Raw genomic sequence first — 16454 nt, 5'->3', positions numbered from 1 at the left:
CTTATTATGCTTAAATACAGATTTGACACGCAGCTATTAATTGAAGGAGAAAATCTTTCAGAAGATAAAATAAACGATTACATTACGAAAAACATTGAAGGAGATTGTTTACTTGCTGTTGGTGATGAAGAATTGATAAAGATTCATTTTCACACGAATACTCCTTGGAAAGTACTTGAATATTGCGCATCATTAGGTGATGTTTATGATATTGTTATAGAAAATATGGAACGACAAGCCAATGATCTTCAAGGTTAAATAACAAAGATGAATTTATAAATAATCTGAAATAGCTGAATAAAAATTGCAACATCCCAAACAGCAGTGCCTTCATTTGGGATGTTTTTTACTTAAAAATTTATTACCTTTGATTCACCTGTAAAGTTAAACCTTGAACCTAATGTCAAAGGTATGAATAGCTATCCGCAAATGATAATCTTTCTCAAAATATAAAAGGAAGATTAGATCACAAGAAATCTATCAGATCTTACAAACCCCTTAATTTACTGGAATTCAGCAAACCCAAACACCAAAAAATTTCATAAATTTGAACTATATAACGATAAAAACTCTGTATTCAGAGCGCTTGACAAAAATAATTACGGATGTTAATCTATCAAAGTTAGCAAGGACTAACCCAACCCGATATTATAAAACATAGTAGCAGAAAAAGGAGTTAAATTTATGAAATTAAAAAAATTGAGTGCTATTTTAGCCATTGCATTATCAATATCTTTAACAGCTTGTTCTAACAACAAAGCTGATACATCTGACAAGGACAATGCACCTGTTGCAGAGGAAGAAACTACTGAAACAGATAATACTACAGAGGCTGAAGTAGAATATCCTATAACGATAAAGCATGCATTTGGTGAAACTGTAATTGAGAGTAAACCGGAACGAGTTGCAACTATTTCCTGGGGAAATCAGGATGTACCTTTAGCTTTAGGAGTAGTTCCTGTTGGTATCTCTGAAGCGAATTACGGTGTAACGGATGGAAGTCGTCTTTTACCTTGGACAGCAGAAGCATTTAAAAATTTAAATGTTGAAAGTCCTGTTCTTTTTAGTGATACAGCCGGTTTAGATTTTGAAGCGATTAGTGATACTCAGCCTGACGTAATTCTTGCAGCATATTCAGGTATTACTCAGGAAGAATATAATTTATTAAGTGAAATCGCTCCGGTTATTGCATATCCAACTCTTGCATGGCAGACTTACTGGCGTGACCAGATCATCATGGATGCAACAGGTATGGGAATGCAGGCAGAAGGAGAAGCATTGGTTACAGAATTGGAACAGCTGATTGCAGAAAAAGTTGCTACATATCCTCAACTAGCAGGGAAGAATGCAGCATTCTTTTACTTCAACCCTTCTGATTTAGGTAAATTTTATGTTTATCTTCCAACAGACCCTCGTGCAGCATATCTGTCTGATTTGGGAATGAGCGTTCCACAAAGTGTATTAGACATGGCAAAAGAATCTACAAGCTTTGCGCTTGAAATCAGTGCAGAAAATATTGATACTCTTAAAGATGTTGATATTATCATTGCTTATGGTGATGAGACATTATTAAAAAGCTTACAGGAAGATTCACTTATGGGAACAATGCCGGCAATTCAAAGAGGATCTGTAGCATTAATTCAAGATGGTACACCATTAGCAGCATCCGGTACACCAAGTGCACTTTCTATTCCGGCAACTATTGATGAATATTTAAGCGTAATCGGAGAGGCAGCTGATAAAGTAGAATGAAGATAAGGAAGATGATGATACTAATAAGTGCCAGTGCAATCAGTATTGCTCTATGTATATTTGCGTCACTGGCATTGGGTTCACGAAATATAGGTCTGGGAGAAGTAATAAATACTTTATTCCGCCAAGGGAGTGAATCTTTTGATGCACTTGTAGTTAAAGAACGTCTTCCAAGAACTGTATTCAGTATTATTGCCGGAGCTTCCCTTGGAGTCTCCGGCGCTCTGATGCAGGCAATTACCCGTAATCCGGTGGCAGATCCCAGTATTTTAGGAGTGAATACTGGTGCTTCTCTATTTGTGGTAAGCGGGATTGCCTTTTTTCATATTAATACTGCAAGTGAATATATTTGGTTTGCGTTAGCAGGTGCAGCAGTAACTGCTATTTTTGTTTATAGAATAGGTTCTATGGGGGCAGGTGGTGCTACCCCTATCAAGCTTGCTTTGGCAGGCGCTGCAACAAGTGCTGCATTATCCTCACTGGTCAGTGCAGTAATACTTCCAAGAACAGATGTAATGAATGCCTTCCGCTTTTGGCAGGTAGGAAGCGTCAGTGGTGCTACCTGGGAGGGGATTTTGACCGTGGCTCCGTTTCTTATAGTTGGTCTAATTATTGCAGTTCTATCTACTCCTGCATTAAATGCCCTGGCTTTAGGGGATGATGTGGCGACCGGATTAGGTGTAAAAACAGGTCTTATAAGAATTGTGGGAACTTTGGCAGGAGTACTTCTTTGCGGTGCTACAACTGCTCTGGCAGGTCCCATTGCATTTGTGGGATTAATGATTCCTCATATTATGAGAATGTTTTGCGGGCCAAATATGAGCTACATAATACCTATGTCTGCAGTAGGCGGAGCTGTTCTTTTAACTACTTCAGATATTATAGGAAGACTGATCGGAAGTCCCGGCGAACTTGAGGCTGGGATTATTACAGCATTTTTTGGAGCGCCAATTTTAATATTAATTGCAATGAGAGCGAAGGTGCGTTCATTATGATAAAAGACGATTTTAATATAGTAAAATCAGGTTTTCACAAAAGAAGAGTCCGTTTTATCGTTGTGACTCTTATTATGACCATATTGACACTGATTCTTTGTACGAGCATGCTTTATCTTGGGAATACGAAGTACTCTCCTGAGGTAATCATTAAAGTTATTTTGGGAGAACAGGTAAAGGGAGCTTCCTTTGCCATTGGTTCAGTACGATTGCCGAGAATGCTTTCCGGATTATTGGCAGGAATAGCCTTTGGAATGGCAGGAAGCACTTTTCAGACTATGCTTCGAAATCCTCTGGCAAGTCCGGATATCATCGGAGTAACATCCGGTTCCAGCGTTGCTACTGTTTTTTGCATTCTCGTTTTGAACCTCAGTGGAAGTATTATATCTATAACAGCGGTCATTGCGGGACTTATAGTAGCAAGTCTGATATATATCCTTGCCCGTGGAGGAAGTTTTTCAGGGGGAAGGCTGATTCTCATTGGAATTGGAATTCAGGCAATGTTAAATGCGGTGATATCATTTTTACTTCTAAGAGCTAATCAGTATGATGTGCCTGCAGCCCTTAGATGGCTTAGCGGAAGTTTAAATGGAATGAGTATGAAGAATGTTCCGGTACTCTTTCTTGTTGTTGTCATATTTGGGTGTATCCTGGTTCTGTTAGGCAGACATTTAAAGATTCTTGAACTGGGAGAACAATCTGCGATTACGCTGGGCTTAAAGGCAGATCAAACAAGGATTCTTCTGGTCCTAAGTGCTGTATTCCTGATTGCTTATGCAACTGCAGTCACAGGCCCTATTGCTTTTGTTGCTTTTCTGGCAGGTCCGATTGCAGGCAGATTAGCAGGAAAAGGTTATTCCAATGTAATACCTGCGGGGCTTACAGGGGCAATCATGGTGCTTTTGGCAGATATTGTGGGACAGTTTGCTTTTGATACTCGTTTCCCAGTAGGGATTCTTACGGGAATCATGGGAGCACCATATCTTCTTTACTTACTGATACGTATGAATCGAACCGGAGGAGCAGCATGAAAGAAACACCTTTATTTTCAGCCAGCAGCATAGTTGCTGGATACGATAAAAAAATAATTATTAATAATATTGATGTAGTAATTCCAAACAATAAAATCAGTGTAATTATCGGAGCCAATGCCTGCGGTAAATCAACTTTATTAAAGACACTTGCAAGACTGATCAAACCTGTTTCAGGAGAAGTCCTATTGGACGGGAAAGAGATACATGAGATTCCTCCAAAGCAGTTAGCCAAAGTGTTGGGCTTGCTTCCTCAGTCACCGGTGGTACCGGAAGGAATTACAGTTTCAGATCTGGTTTCCAGAGGACGATATCCATATCAGACCTTTTTAAAAGGTATGGAAAAAAAAGATTATGAAGCGGTGGAAGAAGCACTTAATATCATGGGAATTACAGAACTTGCCAACCGTAGTGTAGATGAACTCTCAGGTGGACAAAGACAGAGGGTATGGATTGCCATGGCTCTTGCCCAACAGACGGATATCTTACTTTTGGATGAACCAACTACATTTTTGGATATTACTTACCAGGTTGAAATTCTGGACCTGCTCACGGATTTAAACCGGAAGCGGGGAACAACCATTGTCATGGTACTTCATGATATCAATCTATCTGCCCGGTATGCAGATTACATATTTGCTGTGCAAAAGGGAAATCTCATTGCTCAGGGCTCTCCTTCAGAAATTATTACGGAAGATTTAATGCAGCAGGTCTTTGGACTTGACTGTGCGGTAATAAAAGATCCTGTTTCCGACTCTCCTTTTATCGTACCAAAGGGAAGATACCATGTTATGACAGAGTGAGTGAAATTTAGTGGCTTAAATAAGCAAAGATCAGAGAAAACTGGATGAGAAAAAGAATAGTATTGCAGAAATCTTTAAAAAGATTAATAAAAAATAGTCATGATTAAAATACGGGTATGCTCCCTGAGAGCATACCCGTATTTTATATTTTAATGACAGTATCTGTTCAGCCTAATGCTTAAAAATATTATATGTGGAAATAGTTTTATAAAAGCAATAAAATTAAAGCAATTTTGATAATTTATTAATGATCAGGTCAATAGTAATAAATAAAATAGCCTGTGAATCAAGAAATAACTGGTTTTTATCCAAATTAAGAGAAGGAATAGAAATAAAGCAGTCATATTTGTTAGAATATTTAGCCTTATTGTTCTGGGTAATAATTGCACAGGGAGTAGAGCGGTCAAAAGAAGTTTTTGCAGCCGCTGTGATGTAGTCAGTAGTACCTGATACAGATATAAAAATATGAAAATCAGAAGGAGTCGAAAAAGAGGCTTTTTCACTAAAGATACCGCCATGGATTATTGCTTCAGAATCAATTCCCAGAGAGGCAAGACGGTAGGTAAAATAAGTGGCAGAAAGACCGCTTTCATGGAGACCAAAAATTCTTATGCGGGAAGCTTTGCTGATATAATTACCAAGTGAAATAAGGCGGTCTTCACTTATATAGTCTGGAAGTTTCTGTATGCAGCTTACGTAATTTTCAATGATATCTATATTAGAGTTAACAACAGGTGGATTTTTAAACCTACCGGATTGGAGGTACTTAGAAACTTCGTATTTAAATTCAGAATATCCATTGTAGCCTAATTTTTGGCAAAAACGCAGCAAGGCAGATTTAGATACACCTGCTTTGGCGGCAACATTAATAATAGGATAGGATGATATATAGTCTGGGTTATTAATGACAAATGTTTTTATTTTCTCATCCGATTTTGTAAATTCTGATTCATGTAAATTAATTAATTCCATAGGGTTCATATAATTTCTCCATATATAATAATAGAATAATTTTAACTGTAAAAATTATAACATAGGATGGATAAAAACAAAAGTGGTAAATTTCCCAAAAAAAATGAGAAAAGTATTGAAATAAAATAAAAACTGTTGTATAATGTGAACACACAGAATAAAGAGAGATGTTAGAAAGGGTAAGGTATTTTATTTTATGGAAACACAAGCAAAAAAAACAGTATTGGAAAGAAGTACAGATTTTATTGAACAAAAGATTGCACCGCCTCTGTTAAGACTGTCACAGGTACGATATCTCGAAGCATTGCAGAGGACTTTTATAACATTGATGCCGTATATGGTATTAGGTGCTACTGCGACTCTTATTTTAAACCTGAGTGGATTGTTCCTTGAGGAAACCGGATTAAATATGCCTGGTGTTGCAAAAGCTATTGATAGTGTGATCAATCCATGTAAACCATGGCTGTTTCAGATTGTTTTTGTGACAATTAATCTGTTGGCAATGATTGCAGCAGTATTGAATGGTTACTTCCTTGGAGATTATTACAACAAGAAGGATTCCAATGTTACTGCGGTAGCATCGGCAGTTGTAGCCATGATAGCATTTTTGAGCTTTATTGATTTTTCACAACTCAGCGCTAATTTTGACTGGCCGGCATATATATTGGGATCACCGAGTTTATTTGGAGGATTATTGATTAGTATTTTTGCAGTAGAAATTTATAGATTCCTGATTGGAAGAAAGATTACAATTAAGATGCCGGAAGCAGTACCGCCAATGATAGCATCAGCATTTACCAGTATGATTCCAGTTTGTGCAGTTATTATATTATGTACTTTGATTGGACAGGGGTTAGGAGATTTTGATTTTCTGAGTATGTTAAATAGGGGAACAGCATATCTGGTAGTAGGCGGAAGCGGCCCGGTTGCACAGGGAATTGGTTTTGTTTTGGATAGAATTCTCTGGTTCGTGGGATTACATGGCTCCAATATTGTTTCTTCTGTTATGCAGCCGGTATGGACTACTATGATAACTGACAATATTAATGCATTTGCAGCCCATCAGGAAATACCATATATGTTTACAGAACAATGGATTAATTTTTATGTAAGATGTTCTATATTTCCGGTAGCACTTCTTTGCAGTATGAGTAAGGTAAAACGCTTTAAAGTGTTAGGAAAATTATCTCTTCCAGGAACTATTTTCAATATTGCAGAACCTGTTATGTATGGGTTACCAATTGTGTTAAATCCCCTTATGTTTGTTCCATGGGTACTTGGATTCGCTGTACTTTACGTTTTTAATGCAATCCTTGGAGTATTAGGAATCACTCCTGCGGTTGTTGCAATGACTGTATGGACTATGCCTGCTCCATTGGCATCTTTTATTGGCAGTGGGTTTAATATTGTAGCTCCAATCATCACTTTATTGAATATTACCATTATCTTCTTTATGTTTCTCCCATTTTTCAAAGTAATGGAAAAACAGGTGTTAAAAGAAGAAGAACAATATGAAGCAGAACAAGGCAGGGATAAATAATGGAAAAATATCGAATAGAACCATACAAACAGGAATATATGGAGCAGATTGTTGCTGGATGGAATGAGACATTAATTTTTGATCCAATTAGTGAAGAAAGATTTTTGCAACAGGTATTACTGGATGAAAATTTTGATTCTAAGTTGGCACTTGTTTTGTTGATAGAGGATAAGGTGGCAGGATTTTGTTTTGGAATCAAAAGAAAATATCCATATTTAACACGAGGCCTCGAAGAAAATAGAGGCTGGATCAGCACTATGTTTGTTCGAACAGAGTATCAAGGAAGAGGATATGGAAAAGCGTTGCTAAATGAAGTGGAAAAACGCCTTAAGAAAGAGCATGTAAAAGAAATCACCCTATGCGCTTACAGTCCAAATTATTTTACTCCCGGAGTCGATTTAAAATATGAAAAAGCGTTGCCTTTTTTTGAACAAAATGGTTATGTAAAAGGTCTGGATGCTGTAAGTATGCAAAGAGAGCTGTTTTCCTATAGTATTCCAGGAAAAACTCAGGATATGATAGAGCAGTTGAAGGAAGAAGGAATAAGTTTCAATACATATTCATTTTTATATATGGAAAAACTGTTGGACTTTGTCAGAAGAGAATTTGATGCCGGCTGGGTAAGAAATATTTTACAAGCGATTCGCAATGGAGAAGCAGAAGATACTATTTTAATTGCAACAGACATAGAAGATCAGGTAATTGGATATTGTATGCGAAAAATTGATGGTAATGATGCGAGATTTGGCCCTATTGGAGTAAAAGAGTCCATTCGCTCAAAAGGAATCGGAGGAATTCTGTTTGATTTGCAGATGAGAGAAATGCAGAAAAGAGGAATTTATTACGCATACTTTTTATGGACTCATGGCGCTGCAATAAGGTTCTATGAACGCCATGGAATGAGTGTATACAGAACATATCAACTTTATCGGAAAAATATTATGTAATTGCGAAACTCTAAAACTATATTTATTTGTAAAACAATTAATACAATTCTGGAGCGGAAGTTAAGGGTCAGGAGCGGAGGAATTCGTATTAATTGTTTCACAAATTCAGAAAACTTAATAGTTTCGCAAATGCCTATAAAAAATGTATAAGTAAGGAGAAATATTAGAATGGCAAAATACAATAGAATCGTATCCATTGGTGCCCATCCATTAGATGCGGAACTCATGGGCGGACCAATGCTGATAAAATATGCCGAGCAGGGCGCTGGCTGTACATTCGTACATGTGACTAAGGGACGCCTTACAGATTTAACAGCAACTGAGGAAGAGAAAAAAGCATATGAGGATGCATTAGACGATGAGATTAAAAGTGCAGCTGCTGCTATGGGATGCGATAGCTTTAGTATGAATTATATATCAGCGGAATTGCCCGCAGTGGAAGAATTTACGAAAATAATCCTGGAATATCTAAGAAAAGAAAAAGTGGATTGTGTAATTACCCACGCCCGTGGAACATTGCATCCCAGACATTATTATACTTATGAGGCAGTAACACAAGCGGTAAGAATACTTCATGAGGAAGGAAATCCAATACAGATTTATTACGGAGAGAACTGCGAAGATTTGATTGGATTCACGCCAACCGTATATGTCAGTATGAGTGAACAAAAGGTGGAAACATGGTTTGAAGGATTAAAGAACTATAAAATTTTTAATGGTAAAGTTAATGATGTTCCATATTATAATTATTATCTTTCTATGGGAGCGGTAAGAGCGATTGAAGCAGGGCGTCATGGTTTTGTAAAAGCGTATATGCACGGAGCATTGGTAGATAATGAATAAAGAGAAAAAGAAAGGCAGGTTTGAAGTATGAAAAAGATTGTTTTAATATGTGTGGCAGGAATGTCAACAAGTTTACTGGTATCTCATATGAGGGATGCTGCGAAAGCAGATAATTATGAATGCGAAATAAATGCATACCCTATAGCAAATGCACCGAATGTAATTCCTGAAGCAGACATTGTTCTATTAGGACCCCAGGTTAAATATATGGCTAATAAGCTAAAAACTGAATATCCTGAAAAATTAATTGAAGCAATCGACATGCGGGTTTATGGAATGATCGACGGTAAAGGTGCATTGGCACAGGCCAGACGGGTTATGGGGGAATAGAGGATGGAGAATTTCGAAACTATTTTATTTCAGATCATTTCTTATGTAGGAAGTGCCAGAAGCAGTTATATAGAAGCAATTGGACATGCTAGATCTGGAGATTTTGATAAATCGGATGAATTGATGAAATGTGGAAAAGATCAATTTAATGAAGGGCATCATGCTCATATGGAATTGATACAGAAGTCAGCATCCGGAGAGTTAGATATAGATAATTACCAATTGCTTTTGATGCATGCAGAAGATCAATTGATGAGTGCTGAAGCATTTGGAATTTTGGCAGAGGAATTTATGGAACTATACAAAATTTTAAACGACAAAGGTATCATCGGAAAGGCATAAGTAAAATGATAAATTTAGCAGCATATACAACAGAAAAAAGAAACAGTGATACAGTGAACCTGGATAATATGAGCTCTATGGAAATTGCCATGGTTGCAAATAAAGAAGATGAAAATGTAGTAAAAGCTGTTCAAACGGTTATACCACAGATTGCAGACACCATTGATATGGCTGCGGAAACACTTGACCAGCAGGGGCGGTTGATTTATATTGGCGCTGGAACATCAGGACGCCTGGGTGTATTGGATGCCAGTGAATGCCCACCAACTTTTGGAGTGTCAGAAGGATTGGTAATCGGTATTATAGCAGGAGGAAGAGAAGCACTTTTTCATGCAGTAGAAGGAGCAGAGGACAGTAAGACACTTGCAGAAGAAGAATTAAAAAAACAGGAACTAACATCAAGAGATATGGTAATTGGATTGTCTGCAAGTGGTAGAACCCCTTATGTATTCTATGGATTAAAATATGCAGCAAGTATAGGGTGTAAAACAGCCGTTATAGCCTGCAATAAGGATTCAATAATAGGGAAAGAGGCGGATATAGCCATAGAGCCCGTTACCGGTCCGGAGATATTGACCGGTTCTACAAGATTAAAAGCGGGTACTGCGCAAAAAATGATCTTGAATATGATTTCCACAGGGAGCATGGTCAAAATTGGGAAAGTATATGAAAATTTAATGGTTGATCTGCAAAATACCAATGAGAAATTAGGAGTCAGGACAGAAAATATTGTAATGAGTGCAACTGGTTCTGATAGAGAAACTGCCAGACAGTTATTGAAAGAAGCAGACGGAAGTGCAAAATTAGCAATAACCATGTTTATATTAGATAAGCCTGGGAATGAAGCAAAGGATATATTAAAATCCGCACATGGAAGCATTCGTAAGGCAATAAGGGAGAATAAAGAGTGAAGATAGGAATTTCCATTTATCTAGGGACAACTCTGGATAAAAATATAGAAATCTTAAAAAAAGCAAAGGAAGCAAAAGTTCCTTATGCATTCACATCTTTGCAAATTCCGGAAGAAAATGTGGATGATTACGAAAGAGAGGCAAAAAAACTTCTGGAAAAATGTAAGGAGTATGGAATACAGTTAATTGCAGATGTCAGTCCGGAGACGGTAAAAAAACTGTCTTGTAATACAATAGAAGAATTAAAGACCTGGGGCATTACATCAATAAGGCTGGATTACGGATATTCACCAGAAGAAATAGCCAACTTGTCAAAGACATTTCAAATTGTATTGAATGCTTCTACAATTACAGCAAAAGATATACGAGATTGGAAAAATGCCAAAGCTGATTTGTCAAGATTCATTGCCTGCCATAATTATTATCCCAAGGAATATACGGGGCTTTCCATTGAAAGAGTGCATGAGATAAATGAATGGTTAAAAATAGAAGGCTTTCAAACAATGGCATTTGTACCGGGAGATATGACAATGAGAGGACCATTGTTTGCAGGGTTACCCACAGTGGAGGCACATCGTTTCAGTAAGAATGATATTTTGCTAAATATGTTGGAAATGTATTTTGATGGAAAATGTGATATGGTCATGGTAGGAGATGTTGATGTGTCAGAGGAAGCATGGAACAATATAGGGATGCTAAATCAGGACATGATTGAGATAAAGGCAGCATTAGATAAAAAATACCATTTCATATCCAATGGGATTCATCATGACCGGGTTGACTCCAGTGATTTCATTTTTCGTTCTGTTGAGTCACGTATGTTAAAAAATAGAATTGAACCGGAAAATTGTGTTGATCGTAAAAAAGGAAGCATTTGCATCTCCAATAGTAAGTATTTAAGATATGAGGGAGAAGTAGAAATAGCGAGGCATGATTTACCTCAGGATGAAAGAGTAAATGTAATTGGCCATGTGGATCTGGCATATGTAAAGTATCTTCCATATATTAAGAATGGAATGGGGATAAAATTAGCGGAGTATGTAAAAGAATCCTTAACTCCAGAGAATAATTAGATATAGCAGTAATAATCTTAGAGGCAAAGTTTATAGGTCAACTTAAGTGACCTACAGACTTTGCTTCTTTTTTAATGGTAAAAGAGTGACACAGAAGGAAGAGCAGTATAAAATACAAGAGATGTTGAGATAATTCAATAGTGTCTTTCCCGCAGTTTCAAAATTGCAGAAAAAAAGCCGGAAATTGCAAAATAATAAGGTAATACGCGGGAAAAAGTATGATAACATAATATTAACAAGAATTTAACAAAGGCTTAATAAAGACAGGGGGTGCCAAAAAAGTGATAAAATGGATTGTTTTAGATATGGATGGCACACTTTTAAATGAAAGAGATCAGATTACAGAGAGAACAAAAAGTTGTTTGTTACGTTGCCAGGAGAAAGGAATCCGAATTATTCTGGCCAGTGGGCGCAGCTATACACGTCTGCTTCCTTATGCAGGTCAGATCCAGTTAAAAGAGTATGGCGGTTATCTGATTGAAGTAAACGGCATGGCAGTGTACAATCTGGAAAAGGAAGAACGGAGGGTAATGAAACAGTTACTCGAAGAAGATATCCGGGAACTATTCACATATGGGAAGAGCCTAGAAGTAGAAGTCCAGTGCTTTGAAGACCAGGCAATTTATTATTGGATACCCAAGTGGCAGATTCCCATAAAAGAGAAAGAACGGATGGAGCGAGGGCTGCCGGATGATTATCCAATGATCGGTGGAGCATGGACATGGATCACCGATACTACAGATGGATATCCGTTACAGAAGCAGATACAGTCTGCAAAAGAGATACCAAAGAAGCTGAATAAAATAAGTTATGTGGCAGATCCAAAGACAATTCAAAAAGTATATGATTGTCTAAAGAAACAATATGATGAAAATTATGAGATTGTAAGAACCTGTCCAAGACTGATTGAGATTTCACCTAAAGGGATTACAAAGGGGCAGACTTTAAAACAACTTATGGGAAAACATGCAATCAAACGTGAAGAAGTGATGGCTTTTGGAGATGGTGAGAATGATGTGGATATGTTCCGCCAGGTGAAATACAGTGTTGCCATGGAAAATGGAGAAGATTTTGTGAAAGAGCAGGCACATCTGGTGACAAAAAGTAACCGGGAAGAAGGCGTAGCACAGGTTTTGGAAAAACTTCTGGAAAGGATGGAGGAAAGTGAATGAAAAAATGAAGCCGAGGCAGTATGAGATATTAAAGTTTTTGGTAACTTCTTCTGCTCCCCTGGATATTGTATTTTTTCAAAATGAATTTAAAAAGAGTGAGCGAACCATCCGGTATGATATGAATGAACTAAAAAAGATCTGTGCAGAAAAAAATGTAGAGATACGCTATCGGACAAAGTGGGGATTCTATATACCGGCAGAACAAAAAGCAAAATGTTCCAAGATATTAATTGCCGGACGTCCTCAGAAAACTACAGGGTTTCTTAAGAATACAGAGGAAAAACGTATTTTAGAACTTTTTTTCTATTTCTTTGTAAAGAAAAAGGATATCTCAGCAGAACAAATAGCAGGAGAATTTTATATTTCCAGATCTACTTTAATGAGGATTATTCCAAGGTTTGATGAGTATTTTGATTATCGGATTCATCTGTCCTCTCATAAAACAGGAGGTTATGAACTCCAGGGCGATGAACTGATCCTCCGCCATATTGTTGCAGAGTATCTGGCTCAACGTTTTAAAGGCAGTTATACTGCAGAAGATTGGTATTTGCTGATGCCCGATACATTAAAAAAATATATGAATCTCCAAAGGCTGATCACAATCAGTAATGAAATCAAAAAGGTAAATGCAAGATATAATGTGTGGATATCCAACAGTGGATTTTTAAATCTTTTATCCTATTGTATCGCCAGTGACATCCGGAAACATTTTTGCAAATCTGAAAATTCTATCAGTGAGGCACAGGGATATGGAGAGACTCTTTTAAGCAGGCTGAATAAAAGAGTAGATAGTATAGAACTGGGCTATCTCAAAGATATTCTGATAGAGAATGAAATTGTGGTGAATATTCAGGAGACAGATGAAAAGAAAGTAAATTCCAGTTTGGAAAAAATCATAGAATTCCTAGAAAAAGAAGAAGCAAAATCCAATTATAAGTTTGATATGACAGGGCTTTTTGAGGATCTATACGGGCATTTAAAACATTCATTATTTTTATTCATGATTTCAAAGGACAAAAATAATGAGAAAGATGAAAATTATATTGTCATTCAGGAGGTAAAAGAGAACTATTACGATTTTTACTGTATGGCAGTAGAATGTTCCAGAATATTAGAGCAGGAATTTGAGATTGATTTCACGGATACGGAAATTTGTTATATTGCTGTCTATTTATATAAAAACTGTAAAAAACAAATTAATAAGAAGAAAAACGTTCTGCTGGTCTGCGCTACAGGAAAAGGATTGTCCCATCTTCTGGCAATCCGGTTGGAAAATGTATTCCCAATGTTGAATGTTGCGGGACAGATTTCTCCCTATCAGTTATCTAATATGAATTTTGGAAAAACAGTAGATTTTATTATATCAACTATACCTCTGAATGCTGTAGGAATTCCGGTACTGAAAATATCCCGGATTCTTTCCATGGAAGATATAAAGAGGATTCAGGAATTTTTAGACTATGGGAAACTGGTGGATGAAATTCCTCTACAAGAGAGAGACAGAGCATCCTTTAATTCAAAAGCAGATCCCTTCGAAATTTCCAAGACAATTCAGCAGGAAACCAATTTTAATAGTCTGACCAGTGCAGCCGGTATCATCAGTAAACTCATTTTAACATTGCTGGAATACACATCAAAGTTCCCGGAAGAATACAGAATGAGCCAGGATGTACTCCTTGGGATGATCATTCATATGAGTATGGCTGTTCCAAGATGGTTCCAGGGGACGAATCAGGATACTTTAAAAGAGATAGAAGAAGAATACACAAAGATAGAAAAAGATCACAGGGTAATTTTTGAGATCATGGAAAAATTTTTTACTTTGGTGGAGAATTCTCTTCAGGTGAGTATAACCATAGAAGAAAAAATTGCATTCTTCTTATACATTATAAAGGAGGAAAAAGAGGATGAAAGTACTTACTATTAAAAAAGGCAGGCTGGTTTCTCCAGTTAATGGATATCACGGGGATGTGAAAGATATCCTGGTGAAAGACGGAGTAATTGCAGCCATTGAAGATAAGATTGATCCACAGGGTACAGTTATTGACGTAGCGGGATGCATTGTTACACCTGGTTTCATTGACATCCATACTCACTGCTATCCAAAAGTATCTTTGGGATTAGAACCGGATGAACTGGGAATTAAGAGGGGGGCCACCGCAATTCTGGATGCAGGAAGCAGCGGAGCTGACAATTATGAGGATTTTTGTAAAAATTATATTGAAAAAAGCAGGACCAAAGTATATACCCTTTTAAATCTGTCCAAAGATGGCCTGATTCATGGACATGAATTAAGTGACATGAAAAACATTGATATTTCAAAGTTAAAAGAGACCATTAGGAAGTATTCGGACAATATCGTAGGACTAAAAGCCAGAGCCAGTTCCAGTGTGGTAGGAGAAATGGGTCTTGCACCTATTGCACTTGCAGCGAGGACAGCACAGGAAGTAGAAAAACCGTTGATGGTACATGTTGGAAACCATCCCCCTGAACTGACGGAGGTATTGGAACTCCTTCAGAAAAATGATGTTGTGACTCACGCTTTCCATGGAAAAGCAGGGGGTATTCTTAAGGGAGATGGACATATCATTCCGGAAGCCTGGAAAGCCAGGGAAAGGGGTGTTCTGTTTGATGTAGGACATGGAATGGCAAGCTTTAGTTTTCGTGTTTTCAAGCAGGCGTTAAAAGAAGGATTTGACTGCGATATGATATCTACAGATTTACATATTGAAAATTATAATGGACCTGTTTATAATCTGGCAGCTGTTGTCAGCAAAACAATTAACTGTGGGGAAGAATTAGAGAAGGCAGTGGCAAAGTGTACCAGTATACCAGCCAGACATTTTGGATTGGAAGGACTTGGAGAGCTGGCAGTTGGAATGACAGCCGACTTAAATGTGATGGAGCTGGTCAACTGTCGTGAAGATGCGAAAGATTCCGTTGGAGATTCTTTGGAACTGACCCAGAAACTGGTATTAAACAAAACAATTTACAGCAGAGGTAATGAAAGTGAAATTTTTGAACACACTGTTAAAAAATAGTGAACTGGACCCACAGATCAGAGATGAGATAATTCAGTCCTATCAGGAAGTAAAAGAAAAATTAAAGGTAAGTGAAATTTCTATGGATGAAGACGGGGAATTTATGTTCAGCAACCATATTCTAGCTTTGATAAAAAGAGTAAAGACACATTCATTTGTTGAGGATATGGAGGAAGAAGATTTTGAACAGGTATCAAAAGAAGCATTTGATACAGCAGAAAGTCTTGTAAAAGATCTGTTTGAAAAAGAACATATTCCTATCAATAAAACGGAAGTATTCCTTGTGGCGACTCACATAGAAATGGCAATACAGAAACAAAAGGAGGTAAAGGACTATGAGTAAAGAAGTATTGGTAGTAATCGGACACCGTATGGGAAAAGGGCAGGCAGTTGCCCGTGGTGTAGAGAAAGCAGGTGGGAAAGCTATTGTAATTCCGGGGATGGCCGCAGATATGAAGCTGGGGGATGTGATGCATGAAAATAATGCAGATCTTGGAATCAGTTTCTGTGGGAGCGGTGGTGCAGGTGCATTAACTGCAAAGAATAAGTATGGTTATCCGGCCAAATCAGAACTGCGTTCTGTAGATGCAGCCTGTACGGCAGTAGAAGAAGGCTGCAAGGTAGTTGGTCTGGGATTTTTAGATGTAGAAGAACTGGGAGAAAAATTAGTAGAAACTTATCGAAAAGTACATGGAGAATAAT

Annotated in this window: 18 protein-coding genes; 17 read left to right on the top strand and 1 reads right to left on the bottom strand. The window is 37.4% G+C overall.

The window, feature by feature from the left end:
* Positions 1-6 precede the first annotated feature (6 nt).
* The 5 genes from EDD66_RS01115 (at position 7) to EDD66_RS01095 (ending at position 4581) form a co-directional block, all read left to right on the top strand.
* Positions 7-258 carry a kinase to dihydroxyacetone kinase gene (locus EDD66_RS01115; RefSeq protein WP_123607704.1) on the top strand — a complete coding sequence of 84 codons (252 nt, stop codon included), beginning with the start codon at positions 7-9 and terminating at the stop codon, positions 256-258.
* Positions 259-684: 426 nt separating this feature from the next.
* Positions 685-1752, top strand: coding sequence for an iron-siderophore ABC transporter substrate-binding protein (locus EDD66_RS01110; protein WP_123607703.1), 1068 nt, complete (start codon positions 685-687; stop codon positions 1750-1752).
* A gap of 11 nt (positions 1753-1763) precedes the next feature.
* Positions 1764-2747 carry a FecCD family ABC transporter permease gene (locus EDD66_RS01105; protein WP_330510791.1) on the top strand — a complete coding sequence of 328 codons (984 nt, stop codon included), beginning with the start codon at positions 1764-1766 and terminating at the stop codon, positions 2745-2747.
* Positions 2744-3778: a FecCD family ABC transporter permease gene (locus EDD66_RS01100; protein ID WP_123607701.1), complete on the top strand. Its 1035-nt coding sequence runs from the start codon at positions 2744-2746 to the stop codon at positions 3776-3778. Before EDD66_RS01105 ends, EDD66_RS01100 begins: the two co-directional genes overlap by 4 nt.
* The gene (locus tag EDD66_RS01095; protein WP_123607700.1) at positions 3775-4581 is read left to right on the top strand and encodes an ABC transporter ATP-binding protein; all 807 of its coding nucleotides are present in this window, start codon (positions 3775-3777) and stop codon (positions 4579-4581) included. The genes EDD66_RS01100 and EDD66_RS01095 overlap by 4 nt, the downstream gene beginning before the upstream one ends.
* A gap of 222 nt (positions 4582-4803) precedes the next feature.
* Here EDD66_RS01095 and EDD66_RS01090 read toward each other — a convergent pair whose 3' ends face one another.
* Positions 4804-5562 carry a MurR/RpiR family transcriptional regulator gene (locus EDD66_RS01090; protein WP_123607699.1) on the bottom strand — a complete coding sequence of 253 codons (759 nt, stop codon included), beginning with the start codon at positions 5560-5562 and terminating at the stop codon, positions 4804-4806.
* 187 nt (positions 5563-5749) lie between these two features.
* Here EDD66_RS01090 and EDD66_RS01085 point away from each other — a divergent pair, with 187 nt between their 5' ends.
* From EDD66_RS01085 to EDD66_RS01030, 12 genes are all read left to right on the top strand, one after another.
* Positions 5750-7093: a PTS sugar transporter subunit IIC gene (locus tag EDD66_RS01085; protein WP_123607698.1), complete on the top strand. Its 1344-nt coding sequence runs from the start codon at positions 5750-5752 to the stop codon at positions 7091-7093.
* On the top strand, positions 7093-8040 hold the full coding sequence (locus EDD66_RS01080) for a GNAT family N-acetyltransferase (protein WP_123607697.1): 948 nt from the start codon (positions 7093-7095) through the stop codon (positions 8038-8040). The genes EDD66_RS01085 and EDD66_RS01080 overlap by 1 nt, the downstream gene beginning before the upstream one ends.
* Positions 8041-8208: 168 nt before the next feature.
* A complete protein-coding gene (locus tag EDD66_RS01075) occupies positions 8209-8883 on the top strand; it encodes a PIG-L deacetylase family protein (RefSeq protein WP_123607696.1) in 675 nt (224 codons plus the stop codon).
* 27 nt (positions 8884-8910) lie between these two features.
* Positions 8911-9213, top strand: a complete 303-nt coding sequence (locus EDD66_RS01070; protein ID WP_123607695.1) for a PTS sugar transporter subunit IIB — start codon at positions 8911-8913, stop codon at positions 9211-9213.
* Between the two features lie 3 nt (positions 9214-9216).
* Positions 9217-9555: a PTS lactose/cellobiose transporter subunit IIA gene (locus tag EDD66_RS01065; protein ID WP_123607694.1), complete on the top strand. Its 339-nt coding sequence runs from the start codon at positions 9217-9219 to the stop codon at positions 9553-9555.
* Between the two features lie 5 nt (positions 9556-9560).
* The gene (murQ, locus tag EDD66_RS01060) at positions 9561-10466 is read left to right on the top strand and encodes an N-acetylmuramic acid 6-phosphate etherase (RefSeq protein ID WP_123607693.1); all 906 of its coding nucleotides are present in this window, start codon (positions 9561-9563) and stop codon (positions 10464-10466) included.
* Entirely contained in the window at positions 10463-11539 is a 1077-nt protein-coding gene (locus tag EDD66_RS01055) for a MupG family TIM beta-alpha barrel fold protein (RefSeq protein WP_123607692.1), read from the top strand. Before murQ ends, EDD66_RS01055 begins: the two co-directional genes overlap by 4 nt.
* Before the next feature lie 281 nt (positions 11540-11820).
* Positions 11821-12711, top strand: coding sequence for a Cof-type HAD-IIB family hydrolase (locus EDD66_RS01050; RefSeq protein ID WP_123607691.1), 891 nt, complete (start codon positions 11821-11823; stop codon positions 12709-12711).
* Positions 12704-14638, top strand: a complete 1935-nt coding sequence (locus EDD66_RS01045) for a BglG family transcription antiterminator (protein WP_123607690.1) — start codon at positions 12704-12706, stop codon at positions 14636-14638. The genes EDD66_RS01050 and EDD66_RS01045 overlap by 8 nt, the downstream gene beginning before the upstream one ends.
* A complete protein-coding gene (locus EDD66_RS01040) occupies positions 14619-15752 on the top strand; it encodes an amidohydrolase/deacetylase family metallohydrolase (protein WP_123607689.1) in 1134 nt (377 codons plus the stop codon). Before EDD66_RS01045 ends, EDD66_RS01040 begins: the two co-directional genes overlap by 20 nt.
* Positions 15721-16095 carry a PRD domain-containing protein gene (locus EDD66_RS01035; protein ID WP_170164203.1) on the top strand — a complete coding sequence of 125 codons (375 nt, stop codon included), beginning with the start codon at positions 15721-15723 and terminating at the stop codon, positions 16093-16095. The genes EDD66_RS01040 and EDD66_RS01035 overlap by 32 nt, the downstream gene beginning before the upstream one ends.
* Entirely contained in the window at positions 16088-16453 is a 366-nt protein-coding gene (locus tag EDD66_RS01030; protein ID WP_123607687.1) for an SFCGS family glycine-rich protein, read from the top strand. Before EDD66_RS01035 ends, EDD66_RS01030 begins: the two co-directional genes overlap by 8 nt.
* The last annotated feature ends 1 nt before the right edge of the window (position 16454 follow it).

It is taken from the genome of Mobilisporobacter senegalensis, assembly GCF_003752155.1.
GTDB lineage: Bacteria > Bacillota > Clostridia > Lachnospirales > Lachnospiraceae > Mobilisporobacter > Mobilisporobacter senegalensis.
The sequence above is the reverse complement of the archived record's forward strand: the minus strand, read 5'-3'. Positions and strand labels throughout refer to the sequence as shown.

Excerpts from the sequence above, each read along its gene's own strand:
- EDD66_RS01105 (WP_330510791.1), top strand. The coding sequence starts at position 1,764 with ATGATGATACTAATAAGTGCCAGTGCAATCAGTATTGCTCTATGTATA.
- EDD66_RS01115 (WP_123607704.1), top strand. The coding sequence starts at position 7 with ATGCTTAAATACAGATTTGACACGCAGCTATTAATTGAAGGAGAAAAT.
- EDD66_RS01065 (WP_123607694.1), top strand. The coding sequence starts at position 9,217 with ATGGAGAATTTCGAAACTATTTTATTTCAGATCATTTCTTATGTAGGA.
- EDD66_RS01070 (WP_123607695.1), top strand. The coding sequence starts at position 8,911 with ATGAAAAAGATTGTTTTAATATGTGTGGCAGGAATGTCAACAAGTTTA.
- murQ (WP_123607693.1), top strand. The coding sequence starts at position 9,561 with ATGATAAATTTAGCAGCATATACAACAGAAAAAAGAAACAGTGATACA.
- EDD66_RS01100 (WP_123607701.1), top strand. The coding sequence starts at position 2,744 with ATGATAAAAGACGATTTTAATATAGTAAAATCAGGTTTTCACAAAAGA.
- EDD66_RS01095 (WP_123607700.1), top strand. The coding sequence starts at position 3,775 with ATGAAAGAAACACCTTTATTTTCAGCCAGCAGCATAGTTGCTGGATAC.
- EDD66_RS01040 (WP_123607689.1), top strand. The coding sequence starts at position 14,619 with ATGAAAGTACTTACTATTAAAAAAGGCAGGCTGGTTTCTCCAGTTAAT.
- EDD66_RS01075 (WP_123607696.1), top strand. The coding sequence starts at position 8,209 with ATGGCAAAATACAATAGAATCGTATCCATTGGTGCCCATCCATTAGAT.
- EDD66_RS01030 (WP_123607687.1), top strand. The coding sequence starts at position 16,088 with ATGAGTAAAGAAGTATTGGTAGTAATCGGACACCGTATGGGAAAAGGG.
- EDD66_RS01110 (WP_123607703.1), top strand. The coding sequence starts at position 685 with ATGAAATTAAAAAAATTGAGTGCTATTTTAGCCATTGCATTATCAATA.
- EDD66_RS01080 (WP_123607697.1), top strand. The coding sequence starts at position 7,093 with ATGGAAAAATATCGAATAGAACCATACAAACAGGAATATATGGAGCAG.
- EDD66_RS01085 (WP_123607698.1), top strand. The coding sequence starts at position 5,750 with ATGGAAACACAAGCAAAAAAAACAGTATTGGAAAGAAGTACAGATTTT.
- EDD66_RS01090 (WP_123607699.1), bottom strand. The coding sequence starts at position 5,562 with ATGAACCCTATGGAATTAATTAATTTACATGAATCAGAATTTACAAAA.